19 protein-coding genes and 1 pseudogene are annotated in these 12,909 nt (G+C 62.4%); 10 read left to right on the top strand and 10 right to left on the bottom strand.

The features are described from left to right. Positions 1-58 precede the first annotated feature (58 nt). The 3 genes from ACO07C_RS20295 (at position 59) to ACO07C_RS20285 (ending at position 2,789) form a co-directional block, all read left to right on the top strand. Positions 59-1,084, top strand: coding sequence for a class I fructose-bisphosphate aldolase (locus tag ACO07C_RS20295; RefSeq protein ID WP_421915937.1), 1,026 nt, complete (start codon positions 59-61; stop codon positions 1,082-1,084). Positions 1,085-1,256: 172 nt separating this feature from the next. After that, the gene (locus ACO07C_RS20290) at positions 1,257-1,997 is read left to right on the top strand and encodes a DUF899 domain-containing protein (protein WP_421915936.1); all 741 of its coding nucleotides are present in this window, start codon (positions 1,257-1,259) and stop codon (positions 1,995-1,997) included. A 75-nt stretch (positions 1,998-2,072) separates the two neighbouring features. Beyond that, positions 2,073-2,789 (top strand): SGNH/GDSL hydrolase family protein, encoded by a 717-nt coding sequence (locus ACO07C_RS20285; RefSeq protein ID WP_421915935.1) that lies wholly within the window; start codon positions 2,073-2,075, stop codon positions 2,787-2,789. On the opposite strand, the gene ACO07C_RS20280 is transcribed toward ACO07C_RS20285, so the two are convergent. Further along, positions 2,786-2,947, bottom strand: a complete 162-nt coding sequence (locus tag ACO07C_RS20280; RefSeq protein ID WP_080512074.1) for a hypothetical protein — start codon at positions 2,945-2,947, stop codon at positions 2,786-2,788. The genes ACO07C_RS20285 and ACO07C_RS20280 overlap by 4 nt on opposite strands. A gap of 148 nt (positions 2,948-3,095) precedes the next feature. Next, positions 3,096-3,467 (bottom strand): annotated as a pseudogene (locus ACO07C_RS20275) (VOC family protein); the annotation flags it as partial. A gap of 232 nt (positions 3,468-3,699) precedes the next feature. Between ACO07C_RS20275 and ACO07C_RS20270 the strand changes: the two are divergent. From ACO07C_RS20270 to ACO07C_RS20255, 4 genes are all read left to right on the top strand, one after another. Continuing rightward, the gene (locus tag ACO07C_RS20270; RefSeq protein ID WP_421915934.1) at positions 3,700-3,867 is read left to right on the top strand and encodes a hypothetical protein; all 168 of its coding nucleotides are present in this window, start codon (positions 3,700-3,702) and stop codon (positions 3,865-3,867) included. A gap of 84 nt (positions 3,868-3,951) precedes the next feature. Continuing rightward, entirely contained in the window at positions 3,952-4,542 is a 591-nt protein-coding gene (locus tag ACO07C_RS20265; RefSeq protein WP_421915933.1) for a DJ-1/PfpI family protein, read from the top strand. A 58-nt stretch (positions 4,543-4,600) separates the two neighbouring features. Continuing rightward, positions 4,601-5,008 carry a hypothetical protein gene (locus tag ACO07C_RS20260; RefSeq protein WP_421915932.1) on the top strand — a complete coding sequence of 136 codons (408 nt, stop codon included), beginning with the start codon at positions 4,601-4,603 and terminating at the stop codon, positions 5,006-5,008. A gap of 72 nt (positions 5,009-5,080) precedes the next feature. Further along, a complete protein-coding gene (locus ACO07C_RS20255) occupies positions 5,081-5,800 on the top strand; it encodes a helix-turn-helix transcriptional regulator (protein WP_227349662.1) in 720 nt (239 codons plus the stop codon). A gap of 84 nt (positions 5,801-5,884) precedes the next feature. On the opposite strand, the gene ACO07C_RS20250 is transcribed toward ACO07C_RS20255, so the two are convergent. The 4 genes from ACO07C_RS20250 to ACO07C_RS20235 all read right to left on the bottom strand — a co-directional run bounded on the left by ACO07C_RS20250 (position 5,885) and on the right by ACO07C_RS20235 (position 8,700). Then, a complete protein-coding gene (locus ACO07C_RS20250; protein WP_421915931.1) occupies positions 5,885-6,580 on the bottom strand; it encodes a DUF1013 domain-containing protein in 696 nt (231 codons plus the stop codon). A 208-nt stretch (positions 6,581-6,788) separates the two neighbouring features. Then, a complete protein-coding gene (locus ACO07C_RS20245; RefSeq protein WP_421915930.1) occupies positions 6,789-7,019 on the bottom strand; it encodes a hypothetical protein in 231 nt (76 codons plus the stop codon). Positions 7,020-7,347: 328 nt separating this feature from the next. Next, positions 7,348-7,488 (bottom strand): DUF1127 domain-containing protein, encoded by a 141-nt coding sequence (locus ACO07C_RS20240; RefSeq protein WP_354464958.1) that lies wholly within the window; start codon positions 7,486-7,488, stop codon positions 7,348-7,350. Positions 7,489-7,689: 201 nt separating this feature from the next. Beyond that, positions 7,690-8,700 carry an NAD(P)H-quinone oxidoreductase gene (locus ACO07C_RS20235; protein WP_421915929.1) on the bottom strand — a complete coding sequence of 337 codons (1,011 nt, stop codon included), beginning with the start codon at positions 8,698-8,700 and terminating at the stop codon, positions 7,690-7,692. Positions 8,701-8,859: 159 nt separating this feature from the next. On the opposite strand from ACO07C_RS20235, the gene ACO07C_RS20230 reads away from it, so the two are divergent. The 3 genes from ACO07C_RS20230 (at position 8,860) to ACO07C_RS20220 (ending at position 10,687) form a co-directional block, all read left to right on the top strand. Beyond that, positions 8,860-9,054 (top strand): DUF1192 domain-containing protein, encoded by a 195-nt coding sequence (locus tag ACO07C_RS20230; protein ID WP_421915928.1) that lies wholly within the window; start codon positions 8,860-8,862, stop codon positions 9,052-9,054. A gap of 90 nt (positions 9,055-9,144) precedes the next feature. Then, positions 9,145-10,392: an MFS transporter gene (locus ACO07C_RS20225; protein ID WP_421915927.1), complete on the top strand. Its 1,248-nt coding sequence runs from the start codon at positions 9,145-9,147 to the stop codon at positions 10,390-10,392. Between the two features lie 31 nt (positions 10,393-10,423). Continuing rightward, on the top strand, positions 10,424-10,687 hold the full coding sequence (locus ACO07C_RS20220; RefSeq protein ID WP_227344874.1) for an ArsR/SmtB family transcription factor: 264 nt from the start codon (positions 10,424-10,426) through the stop codon (positions 10,685-10,687). 121 nt (positions 10,688-10,808) lie between these two features. Here ACO07C_RS20220 and ACO07C_RS20215 read toward each other — a convergent pair whose 3' ends face one another. From ACO07C_RS20215 to ACO07C_RS20200, 4 genes are all read right to left on the bottom strand, one after another. Further along, positions 10,809-11,273: an SRPBCC family protein gene (locus ACO07C_RS20215; RefSeq protein ID WP_421915926.1), complete on the bottom strand. Its 465-nt coding sequence runs from the start codon at positions 11,271-11,273 to the stop codon at positions 10,809-10,811. A 13-nt stretch (positions 11,274-11,286) separates the two neighbouring features. After that, on the bottom strand, positions 11,287-11,661 hold the full coding sequence (locus ACO07C_RS20210; protein ID WP_421915925.1) for a nuclear transport factor 2 family protein: 375 nt from the start codon (positions 11,659-11,661) through the stop codon (positions 11,287-11,289). Positions 11,662-11,832: 171 nt separating this feature from the next. After that, the gene (locus ACO07C_RS20205; protein WP_421915924.1) at positions 11,833-12,177 is read right to left on the bottom strand and encodes an ArsR/SmtB family transcription factor; all 345 of its coding nucleotides are present in this window, start codon (positions 12,175-12,177) and stop codon (positions 11,833-11,835) included. Between the two features lie 3 nt (positions 12,178-12,180). Next, positions 12,181-12,837, bottom strand: coding sequence for a glutathione S-transferase family protein (locus ACO07C_RS20200; RefSeq protein ID WP_421915923.1), 657 nt, complete (start codon positions 12,835-12,837; stop codon positions 12,181-12,183). Positions 12,838-12,909 lie beyond the last annotated feature (72 nt).

The following is a 12,909-nucleotide window of genomic DNA, read 5'->3' as shown; positions in this document are numbered from 1 at the left end:
ATTCCTTTGGCGATAGACTTCCGTTAAGCGCGGAACAGACCCGGTGAGGAGAAGCAGAATGAGCGAACGTCTCGAAGACATTGCCGCGGCTATCGTGGCCGGTGGCAAGGGCCTGTTGGCGGCCGATGAAAGTTCCGGCACCATCAAGAAGCGCTTCGACGTCATTGGCGTCGAGTCGACAGCCGACAGCCGCCGCGACTATCGCGAGATGATGTTCCGCGCCAAGGACGCGATGACGAAGTACATTTCCGGCGTCATCCTCTACGACGAGACCATCCGCCAGAAGGCCGCCGACGGCACGCCGCTGGTCGACATCATCAAGGCGGCCGGCGCCATTCCCGGCATCAAGGTCGACGCCGGCGCAAAGCCCCTGGCCGGCTTTCCCGGCGACACCATCACCGAGGGCCTCGACGGCCTGCGCGAACGCCTGGCCGACTACTACAAGCTCGGCGCGCGTTTCGCCAAATGGCGCGCGGTAATCGACATCGACACCACCAGGGGCGTTCCATCAGCCAATTCGATCGCGTCCAACACCCATGCGCTCGCCCGCTATGCGGCGCTCTGCCAGGAGGCCGGCATCGTGCCGATCGTCGAGCCGGAAGTGCTGATGGACGGCGCCCACGACATCGACACCTGCTACCAGGTCTCGAAGGCAACGCTGCTGAAACTCTATGACGAACTCAACGCGGCCCGTGTCGTGCTGGAGGGCACCATACTGAAGCCGAACATGGTCATATCCGGCAAGAAATCGGGCAAGGTGGACAGCCCCGAAGAGGTCGCGGAGAAAACGATCAAGCTTTTCCGTGAGACCGTGCCGGTCGCGGTACCAGGGATCGCCTTCCTGTCCGGTGGCCAGGAGGACGAGGAGGCGACCGCCAACCTCAATGCCATCAACGCCATCGGCCCGCATCCGTGGAAGCTGACCTTCTCCTATGGCCGTGCCTTGCAGGCGGCACCGCAGAAGGCCTGGAGCGGCAAGGCATCGAACGTGGCCGCCGGCCAGGCCGCTTTCACCCATCGCGCCTACATGAACCATCTGGCGGCGCTTGGAAAATGGAAGCCGGGCCTGGAACACGCCGCCTGACCGGCATTCCCGCCTCCTCCTTCAGACCCGGGCCATGTGCCCGGGTTTTTTGTTGTGACCTGCCGGGCTTGGGGTGGAACTTCCGCGCTCTTATTTCCTCTTCGGCAAAGGGGACGATGTCGGTTTGTACCGATCTCGGACGTCCTTGGGGAGGCAAGCCAGGGAGATGTCCATGAACAGCAGAAAGATCGTTTCACGCGAAGACTGGTTTCACGCGCACAAGGCGCATCTGGCTCGCGAGAAAGAGTTGACGCGGTTTCGCGAACGGATCGCGGCTGAGCGGCGTGCACTGCCCTGGCTAAAGATCCGGAAGGAGTATGTCTTCGAGACCGAGCAAGGGCCGAGGAAACTGGCCGATCTGTTCGGTGCCAACAGCCAGCTGATCGTCTACCACTTCATGCTCGGGCCAGGGTCAAATCATCATTGCGAAGGCTGTTCGTTCCTGGCCGATCATATCGACGGCGCCAACCAGCATCTCAAGCATCACGACGTGTCGCTGGTCGTGAGCGCGCGCGCGCCGCTGGCCGAGCTCCTGCCCTACAAGCAGCGCATGGGCTGGAAATTCGACTGGGTGTCGTCCTACGCATCGGATTTCAACTTCGACATGCAGGTCTCCTTCACCGACAGGCAGATCGCGGCCGGCGACACCACCTACAACTTCGAGACCCGCCCGCGCACGTCGAAGGAGCTTCCCGGCACCAGTGTTTTCTACAAAGACGAGAACGGCGACATCTTCCTCACCTTCATGTCGCGGGCACGCGGCGGCGAGGCGCTGATCGGCACTTATGATTATCTTGACATGACGCCGAAGGGCCGCAACGAAACCGGCCCCTACCATGGCCTGATGGATTGGGTGCGCCTGCACGACGAATATTGCGACGGACCAGGGACCAGGGGCAACTGCTGCGATTAACGCATCGAGGCGGCTGTACCGTTCACCTTGGACGCGACATCGGTTAATGCTCGTTGTTCGTCCAAGGGTATCGTGATGCGACTTTTCCTGGCCCTTCTCACCTGGCTCGCCCTTCCGGTTTATGTCTGGCAGGGATTGGGCGTGCGCCGCCGCACCACCCGCATGCTGCCGGCCCAGGGCCCGGTCATGCATGATCTCCCGGGCAAGACGCCATCAATCGCGCTGCTGGTGCTCGGCGATTCCTCGGCGGCTTCCGTCGGGATCGGCAATTCGGAGAACGGGCTTGCCGCGCAACTCGCCGTCTTGATTTCACAGAGCACCGGCAGGGCCGTGCGCTGGCGGGCGGCCGGCTTCAATTCGGCGACTTCCGGGCAGATTCGCGATCACGTCCTGCCCAATCTTTCTGCCGACCCGTGGACCCATATCGTGCTGGCCATCGGCACCAACGACACCAAGAATTTTCATTCGGTCTCGCGCTTCAAGAAGGAGTTCGGCGGCCTGCTCTATGCATTGCGCGCCAAATGGCCGGAAGCACGCGTGGTGTGGTCGCCCGTGCTGGAATTCACCCGTGCTCCGGCAATGCCGTCCTTGCTCGGCAAGATCCTCGAGATCCGCGCCGTCGAGATGAACCGAATGGGCGAGCGCCTGTGCCTCGAGCGCGGCGCGGTGCCAGCGCCGCGGCTGCCGATCACCAATCCCGAGGCCGGATTTGCCTCCGACGGTTTTCACGCATCGGAAGCGGGCTATCGGGCATGGGCGGAACATCTCGTCGGGACGGTGATCGCCAGTTAAGTCAAATGCCCGAGCACGGCCGCCAGCGAGATCGCCGCCATGGCAAGCAGCGCCAGCTTCCAGAAATCGCCGCGACGCTTGAGCCCAGGCCAGCCGATTGGCTTGATGAGCTGGATCACCATGAAGCCGACAATGACAAGGGCAAGGAGTTTCGTCATGCCGTCTTTGACCAGCAACGCGACCAACTGTCAAAACCTGGGTCCAGAACGCAGGCCGCGACCGGAGGCGCGAGCATCATGAACGATTCCGGTCGCCTGCTGTCCGCCCTGGGAGATCAAAGATCGCGCACCGCGCAGGCTATCCTTGCCGCCATCGCTGACGAAACGCCAGCGAGGGGTCGCCGCCAATGTCGCCGATCTCTCCTGACAGAACGCCCTCTCCGGCAAGGCGCTCTTTCCACCACGCGAGGTTTTCGCGGCTCGCAAACCGCAGGCTCGTCCGGACGATGCCGTGGGTGCCGCGCCGCTCCGGTCCAACCGGCCAGTCGAAGAAGGTGATGTCGCTGCCACGCGTCGCCTGACCATCGGCATAAAACAGGTGATAGGCAGACATATCGTCCTGGTCCACGGTCTTCTTGACCAGCCGCAAGCCCAGTATGTTCCTGTAGAAATGCAGGTTTCCAGCTGCATTCGCGGTGACCGCGGTCAGATGATGAATTCCGGTCAGTTGCAGGCTCATGGTCGTCTCCCTGGTCTCGAAGAAATCTACGAGAAGTGTCGCTCCTCATATTGGAACGTCCGCTCCATCTCCGAAGAGCCCGAAACCCGACGGTCCGTCGCCGCGGACTGAACGCTGCCGCCCTCGACAGCCAGGCACATTCGACATCTCGCCTGGTCTCCACCCCTCCTGACAGACTGCTGTCAGCAGGGGTGTGCGATGATGCCTCCATCAAAGAGAGAGGAGTCACGTCATGAACGGTTTTACCATTCTGCGCGGAATGCAGCATTATGTCGGCAAGATACGGACGATGCGCAACGAGATCCGCACCCAGCGGTTCATGAACGCGTTGCCGCCGGATATCCGCAAGGACATCGGCTGGCCTGACATGTATGCCGAACGCCGCATGCGGAGCAATTGAGACCAATTTTGCTACGGCGCGGTTGGATATGGGCGCGACAGTGCCCAGATAACAGGTCCGGCGCGCGGGGGATGGAGCGAGCTCATGCCAGATCAGAAGAAAATCGGCATCCTTTTCATCGAAGGCTTCGCCGACTGGGAATACGGCCTGCTGGCGGCATCCGCGGTCGAATGTTTTGGCGCACGCACGGTGTCGCTGACACCGGACGGCAAGCCGGTAACCGGGATCAGCGGTTTTCGGCTGATGCCCGAGCGCGCGGCCGAGGTTGGCGAGAATATCGATCTTGATGCGATCGCCGTCATCGGCTCGGACCAATGGTCTGGCACGGCGCCACCGGACGTCGCGGAGTTGCTTACGACGGTGGCGCAGCGCGGTGGTGTGGTCGGCGGCATCTGCGCCGGGACGCTGGCGCTGGCCCGGGCCGGCTTGTTCGACAAGGCTGGACACACCAGCAATGGCAGGGACTGGATCAGCGAAAAGCTGCCCTTTTATTCCGGCGCCGTGAACTATCAGGACGTTCCGCATGCCGTTGCGGATGGCTCGATCGTTTCCGCTCCGGGTTCCGCGCCTGGCACGTTTGCCTTGGCCTTCCTGAACGCGCTCTATCCGGAACGGGCCGGTGACTTGGCCCAGATGCGTACGATATTCGCCAACGAATATACTGAAGCCTCCTGACAGAATGCTGTCAGGAGGGACATGCGATTATATCCGCATATGATCGAGAGCACGATCGATGAAGAGCTGGAACGACAGGCTGAACACACCCGGTATTCACGGCATCAAGCCGTCACCGCGTGCGTTCGCCGATGTCATGGAGGATCAGCCGATGCTGGTGCCGACGGCCCGGCAGGTGGATGATTTCATCCGCACGATCCCGCGGGGCGTGGACATGGATGTCCGCGCCCTGCGCACCGCGCTCGCCATGGAGCACGGCGCCGAAGTGACATGCCCAGTCACAATAGGTTATCATCTGCGCACCGTCGCCGAGGCAGCCAATGAGGACCTCGAACGAGGCATGACGCTGAACGACATCGCGCCATTCTGGCGCGTGCTCGACGCGAAGACGCCGACGACGAGGAAATTGTCCTTCGGCACGGCATTTGTTGCCGCGCAACGCAAGCGCGAAGGACTGAAACCATAATGTATGTCGCCCGAAAGTGGGAACCGGTTTTGGGCAAAGACATGCATGGACGCAACGCCGAGGGACGATACGATGCGCCGCGCAGACAGGCTCTTTCAGATCGTGCAGCATCTGCGCGGTGGCCGTCTGGTCACCGCCCAGAAGCTTGGCACGTGGCTCGAGGTTTCCGAGCGAACGATCTACCGCGACATAGCCGACTTGCAGTCGACCGGGGTGCCGATCGACGGAGAGGCTGGCGTTGGCTACATGATGAGGGAGGGTTTCGACCTTCCACCGCTGATGTTCACGCGTGACGAGATCGTGGCGCTGGTCGCCGGAGCCCGCATGGTCCGCGCCTTTGGCGGCGCCGCCATGGCGAGGGCCGCGGATGAGGCGCTGGTGAAGATCGGCGCCGTGCTGCCCGACGCCGAAAAGGACCGTATTGCCCGCACGGAGATCCACACGCCCATGTGGGTGGTGAGCGACGCTGCCCGCGAGGCAATCGACCTCATCGAGCGCGCGGTCGAGAAACGACAGGTGCTGACGATCGACTACTGCGACGAGGCGGGCCGTGGCACCGCCCGCGATATCCGCCCGCTGGGCCTCTGGTTCTGGGGCAAGGTGTGGACGCTGGTCGCGTGGTGCGAGATGCGCGACGATTTCCGCGCCTTCCGCATCGATCGCATCGCGTCGGTCATCATTGCCGGGCGTATCTTCAAGCCGGAACGCGGCAAGCAGCTTGCCGACTTCTATCGTGCCGTGGAGCGCAGCGAGGATTATGGCATGGCGCCGGACCGCGCGGCCCGAACCTGACATCGAAGCAACCGCCGACAACAAAAAGCCCGCTCGAAGCGGGCTTTTTCAAGATCTGATTGATCGTCTGTGGCCGATCTTTGCTTACTCGTCGTCGTCGGCGTCCGTATTCTTGGACTTCAGCGCCGAGAGCTTGGCGAAGACGGCGTTGGCGTCGAGCTCCGCATCCTCGTCCTTCGGCTTCTCCGGCGTTGGCACCAGGCGCTCGGTCAACGCCGCCGGCAGCAGCGTGTCACCAACCGGCTGCGCCTGTTCGCGGCCACGCGAAGCGCGGTTGACTTCCATGTCGAGGTCGATCTGAGAGGCAAGGCCCAGCGTCACCGGGTCCATCGGCTGCAGATTGGCCGAGTTCCAGTGCTTGCGCTCGCGGATCTGCTCGATCGTCGACTTGGTGGTGCCGACAAGGCGCGAAATCTGCGCATCCTTGAGCTCGGGATGGTTGCGCACCAGCCAGAGAATGGCGTTGGGGCGATCCTGACGCTTCGACAATGGCGTGTATCGCGGCCCCTTGCGCTTGGATTCCGGCACCCGCACCTTGGGGTCGGAGAGCTTCAGGCGCTGGTTCGGGTCTTTTTCGGCACGCGCGATCTCATCGCGGGTCAGCTGGCCGGTCATGATCGGGTCCATGCCCTTGATGCCCTGGGCCGATTCGCCGTCGGCGATCGCCTTGACCTCGAGCGGATGCAAACCGCAGAACTGCGCGATCTGCTCGAAGGAAAGCGCGGTGTTGTCGACCAGCCAGACGGCGGTCGCCTTAGGCATCAACAGCGTATTGGCCATTTTAAAAATCCTTCTCGTTCGCCCGCGTTCCCGCGCGGGCGGTGGTTTAGGGCCACCAAAATGGGAAATTCGCGGTCTGTATAACCGCTCTCAAGGCGTTTCGCAACGCTTTTGGCGGAAGTGATGGGCTCGCCCTCCGAGAGGTCGCTGAGCCTCGTTGATCAGAGGGCCGGCACTATCACAGCCCGCCTTGGCCACCCCGCCATTCTCAGCGAAACCGCTCGGTGCTTTTGAGCAGTGCGACGAGCTGGCTATGCTGGCGGGTCATGGCCTTGGCGAATATCCTTTCGAGATATGTCCGGCTGGTCTTGACGGTGATGCTGGAACTCGCGGCCGCGTCCTTCAGGGAATATCCGGCGGCAAGAGCCGCGGCCAGCGCGGCTTCGGCCGGCGTCAGCTCGAACAGGGCACGAATATGGTCGGCAAAACCGTCGCTCATCTTGAATGAGACGTCCCGAAGCATGATCATCGCACAATGTTCAGGTGCCAGGCCGTAGGCTGGGGCGTGGACGAACGGCGCGACGGAGACAAGCAGTCCCGGTCGGTCCGGCTCCTCGCACGAAGCAGGCTTGCGGAGCGTGCCAGTATCGTCTCGGCGGCATCGAAAATCAGCCTCCGCATGCTCGTTGTTCGATTGTTGGCGGATGCTACCTTGGGCCAAAAACGACAAAACCCGCCGGACAGTGTCCAGCGGGCTCGGAACCGGCGACGGGAAACCCGTCTCGTGCGGCTCTGGCTTGGGTCTCGCCCAGAGGCGGTTCTGGAAATCAGATCGCGCGGCGGGCGATCTTCTCGATGTCGGCGCGGTTGATGCCGAGATCGTTGAGCTGGCGGGTGTTGAGCCGGTTCAATTCGCGCACGGTTTCGTTGTACATGCGCCAGTTACGGAAAGCACGGATCGGGTTCATGGTGGTCCTCCAGACGGTTGTTCGTTTCGGTGATGCTCAAATAGGCGTCACCGATCAGGAGTTGAATGGCTGATTTTGCATAGCAATGATGCAAATGCTGCATTGCAGCATTAAGCCTTTGTTCACTTTGTGGGCAGGGGCCAGAACCTCGGGCGGGTCTCGCCCCGTCAGCTTGACGACGAAGCCCCGGTGATGCCGCTGTCAGCCGACGTCGAGCACGATCTTGCCGATATGCTCTCCGTCCTCCATGCGCTCATGCGCCCGCCACGCATCGGTGAGCGGGAAGATCATGTCCATGACCGGGGCAACCTTGCGGGTGCCGAGCAGCGGCCACACCTGAGCCTCCAATGCAGCGGCTATGGCCGCCTTGAACTCGACTGTGCGTGGCCTGAGCGTCGAGCCGGTATGGACAAGCCGCTTGACCATGATCTTGCTGAAATCGGCGCTCGCCACGGCCCCGCCCTGCACCGCGATCTGGACGATTCGGCCTTCGATCGCCGCGGCCTCATAGTTCCTCGCCACATAGTCGCCGCCGACCATGTCGAGGATCACATTGGCGCCCTTGCCTCCTGTTGCATCCTTGACCGCCGCGACGAAATCCTCTTCCCGGTAGTTGATCGCGCGATCCGCCCCCAGTTTCAGGCAGGCGTCGCATTTCTCCTTGCTGCCGGCCGTGGTGATGACATAGGCGCCGAACGCGGCGGCAAGCTGGATGGCCGTGGTGCCGATGCCCGACGAGCCGCCATGGACAAGCAAGGTCTCGCCGCGCTTCAGGCCGCCGCGCTCGAACACATTGTGCCAGACCGTGAAATAGTTTTCCGGCACAGCCGCCGCCTCGGTATGGGTGAAGCCGGCCGGCAGCGGCAGGACGCTGCCGGCATGCACCTTGACGTACTCGGCATATCCACCACCGGGCGTCAGCGCGCAAACACGGTCGCCGAGGCGCCAGCGTGACATCTCGTCGCCAAGGGCCGCCACTTCGCCCGACGCCTCGAGGCCGGGCAGGTCCGACGCACCGGGCGGCGGCGGATAGGCGCCCTTGCGCTGCTGCACGTCGGGCCGGTTGACGCCCGCTGCGCGCACCCTGATCAGGATTTCACCGGGGCCGGGCCGCGGCACATCACGTGTTTCGGGCTTCAGCACCCGAGGACCGCCGGGTTCCGAGATCGCGATGGCCGTCATCTTCGCCGGAATTTTCTGTCCATTCGCCATGCTTGCTTCCATCCCTGGTTCGCCAGACTGCCGCCATACTCTTGCCGGCTGCCATACGCTTGCCGGCTCCGAATCTTGCCGGATGTTTGCATCCGTACCCATGCCCTATGTATGCTCATTGCCAAATCAGGCAAATAGCCAAATCAGGGAGGAGCGACGATGGCGATCTTCGACGACGAACCCAGGAAAAAAGCACGCACGCACGAGATCGGGCAGGACCTGTCCCTGCTTTCCGTCGGCGAATTGTCGGAGCGGATCGGCATCCTGCGAGACGAGATCGCCCGATTGGAAGCCGAGCTCAAGGCCAAGGACAGCACGAAGTCCGCGGCCGAAGCATTATTCCGCCGCGGATAGTTTCAAAGGCGCCGGTTCGACGCCGCCGAAAAGCCGGAATGCGGATATCTTCAGACCCTGCGCTTCAGCAAACTCCAGCCGGATCAAAACATGTTCGCAGCCTATCGACCGATCCTCTCGCTGCTTCGCGGCACTGCGTTCCTGCTGGCGGCATCCGGCTTGCACGGCCTGCTGCTGCCGCTGCGGGGACAGTTGGAGGGGTTCTCGACAGCATCGCTTGGCCTTATGGGTACGGCCTGGGCGGGTGGCTTCGTCACCGGCTGCTTCTTTGCCCCGCGCATTGTGCGCCGGGCCGGTCATGTGCGGGCCTTCGGCGCCTTCGCCGCATCGGGAGCGATCGTGGCGCTGCTGACTGGCCTCATCATCGACGAGTATGTCTGGATCCTGCTGCGCGCCTTCACCGGCTTCACCATGGCCGGCGCCTTCATGGTGATCGAGAGCTGGCTGAACGAAAAGGCGACCAACGAGAACCGAGGCACTGTCTTCGGCCTCTATATGATGGTCACCTATGCCTCGATCATGGGCGGGCAGATGATCGTCGCCGGCGGCGACGTGCGGTCCGCCTCGCTGTTCATGATCACCGGCATCCTGTTTTGCCTGTCGCTCATTCCAACCGCCGTTTCGACGGCGTCGCATCCCAAGGCGTTGCAGGACGTCAAGCTTGACGTCAAAGGCCTTTATGCCAATTCGCCAGTGTCTGCGGTCGCTTGCCTGCTGGTTGGTATTGCCAATGGCGCATGGGGCACGCTTGGCGCGGTGTACGGCGCGCGCATTGGCATCTCCACGGCGGAGATCGCCTTGATGATGAGCCTCGTCGTCGTCGCCGGCGCCGCCATGCAGCTTCCCGCCGGGCGCCTGTCCGACAAGACCGACCGACGCTTCGTGCTGGCGGGCGCGGCTTTCGGCGCGGCGCTGTTCGCGCTTGCGATCTTCCTGCTGGCGCCGCGCTCGGGCATCTTGGTCCTGATCTGCACGGCCGCCTACGGCGCTTTTGCCTACACGCTCTATTCGATCGCCGTCGCCCACGCCAACGACCACGCGCGATCCGAGGATTTCGTCAAGGTTTCGGGCGGCCTGCTGCTGCTCTATGGTTTCGGCACGATGATCGGTCCGTTGCTGGGCGCGGCCCTGATGGGATGGGTGCGGCCGGAAGGCCTGTTCCTGGCGACGGCGTTCGCACATCTCAGTCTCGCTGGCTATACGCTGCTGCGCATCAGCCGCCGCGCCCCGGTGCCGATCGGAGACCGCGACGCCTTCAAGACACAGCCGGCCGACCGTTCGGTCACGCCGGAAGCCTTGCGGCTTGACCCGCGAAGAAAAGCTGAAACCAACGGTTGAGATTCGAAAAGCTTTGCCTCACAAATAAGGCATGATGTTTTCCGACGCCTTCATGGCGATTGCCGATCCCAACCGGCGCCATCTCTTGGAAGAACTCCGGCGCGGCCCGAAGACCGTCAACGAATTGGCCGCCGGACTGCCGGTGTCGCGCCCCGCGGTCTCCCAGCATCTGAAGGTGCTGCTCGATGCCGGCCTGGTCAACGCCAAGCCGGAAGGCACAAGGCGGGTCTATACGGTGAGCAATGCCGGTTTCCTGAAGCTGAACCTCTGGCTCGATCAGTTCTGGGAAACCTGATGCCTTTCTCTCAAAAGCGGGCAGCGGTTTTGAGACGAGGACATGCATGAGTGCTTGACGCCTCGCTTGAATGGCGAAATCGCCGCCCGCTTTAAGGCGCCCCGGATACCAGTATCCGGACTCAGGCTTCCGCCGATAGCGCCGCACCCAGCGCGTCAAGCAGTTCGCGGGTGCCGTGCTCGCGGGTGGCAGAGCTGTCATGGCCATCCAGAAAGGCGCCTTGCTCGGTCAGCACCAGCCGCGTCCCCTCGCCTTCGGCGTGCAACTCGATCGTAGCCAAGGATACCGAGATGCGGGTCTCGCCAAAAAGCATCTCATAGCTGTAGACGATGCGCTGGTCCGTTACGATGTCCTGATAGGTCGCGTTGTAGACGTGGATCGGTCCGTCCTTGGGTCCGCCGGCATTGACCTCCTTGCCGCCAACGCGAAAGTCCATCTCATGCCTGTTGGGCATCGGATTTCTGGGATCCGTGAACCAGCGCCTCTTGGCCGCCGGATTGCTGAGCGCGAAATACACTTTCGCCGGTGGCACCGGATAGAAGCGGTCGATGACGAAGGTGGAATGGACGACGGATCGAAGGGTCACGGGAGCTCTCCTGCTAGGCTGAAGGTTGCTGGGCGACGAAGACGCCGTCCCTGTAGGCAGCGCCGAAATAGACCTCGACACCGCGCAGACTGTCGCCTCGGAACGTATGAAGCTCGGTGTTACGGAAACTTCTGCCGTCGTGCATTTCGCAACGGTAGAGAACGAAGGCGCTGTCCCCGTCCTCGCAGATCCTCTCGATGGTAAGCGACTTGAAGAGGTTGCTGTTCGGCCAGCACCGCACGAAATAGGTCGCCCGGTCGATGGCATCGTCATAAGGGCTGGTGAAGGTGAAATCATCGGTCAGGACTGTCTCTATGAGGTCCCGATCGTTTGCCTGATAGGCGGCGAAGTAGCTGCGGATCAGCTCGGATCTGCTTTGGGCGGGCATAGTGGATGCTCCTCCAGTCTTGAGATGGCGGCCGTGCCGACCATTGGCTTCGCCGTCAACTTGTGGCCGGCTCATGTGCGAACTCCGCCGCCAGATTGGCCAATGCCGCGCTGAAGCCTGCCTCGCCGCAGCTGATATGCGTCACGGACGGTTCGGTCATGATGGCCTCCTTCAGTTTTCGCCGGTCTCGTTATTGGGTTCGGCAAGAAAGGCGCCGAGCCGGTCAAGCCGGCGCTCCCATGTCAGGCGCCGTTCGTTGATCCAGTGTTCGGCGGTTCTCAGCGCCTTCGGTTCGATCTGGCAGGTGCGTACCCGGCCGAGCTTCTCGGTGCGGACAAGGCCACTCGCCTCAAGCACATTCAGATGCTGGACGACGGCCGACAGCGACATCGCCAGCGGCTCGGCCAGTTGGCTGACCGAGGCCGGGCCGCGCGACAGGCGGTCGACCATCTGCCGGCGCGCCGGATCGGCAAGTGCCTGGAACATGAGATCGAGCTGGGCCGGATCGTGCAGCATGGCCTAACCGTCGTTGTAAGGGAACATGTGGAAATAAGGCTTCGCTTCCTCGATCACCCTGGCAAAGGAGGGCCGCGCCACCAGCCGATCATGATAGCGCTTCACAGCCGGATATCTGTCGCCGAATGGCTCAACCTTGTTGGCGTAGAAAAGCGCCGGCGACGCCGCGCAGTCTGCCATGGTGAAGGTCTCGCCCGTCGCCCAGCTCTTTGCCTGCATGTCCTGCTCGAGGAATGCATAGGAATTGCGCAACTGGCCGCGGGCCTGTTCGACACCGAACGGATCGGTCTTGCCTTCCGGTCGCAGCCGGTCGCCGACGATCTTCTGCATCGGCTCCTGCACGTAGAAATCATGGAAGCGGTCGGCCACGCGGACCTTGCTGGCAAGGTCGACATCGGCGGGAAGCAGTTCGACCGGCCCGGGATAATGGGCGGCCAGATATTCGACGATGATGGTCGATTCCGGCACCGTGCGGTCGCGCGCATCGTCGCGCAACGCCGGCATCTTGCCCGACGGCGACAATTTCAGGAAAGCGGCTCGCGACTGCTCGTTGCCGAGATCGACGATGACCGATGTGAACGGCGTGTCGTTCTCATAAAGCGCGATCAACGGCTTCCAGCAGAAGGAGGCCAGCGGATGAAAATGGAGCGTAAGCGTCATTGTCCTGCTCGTCTGTTCCTTGGGACACCAGCTTGGCGTCCTTGTTTTCGTGAAAACTAACACTGAAGCATT

The sequence above is a fragment of the Mesorhizobium sp. genome (assembly GCF_965229135.1).
In the GTDB taxonomy this organism is placed as follows: Bacteria; Pseudomonadota; Alphaproteobacteria; order Rhizobiales; family Rhizobiaceae; genus Mesorhizobium.
This window is presented reverse-complemented; position numbering and strand designations above follow the sequence as displayed.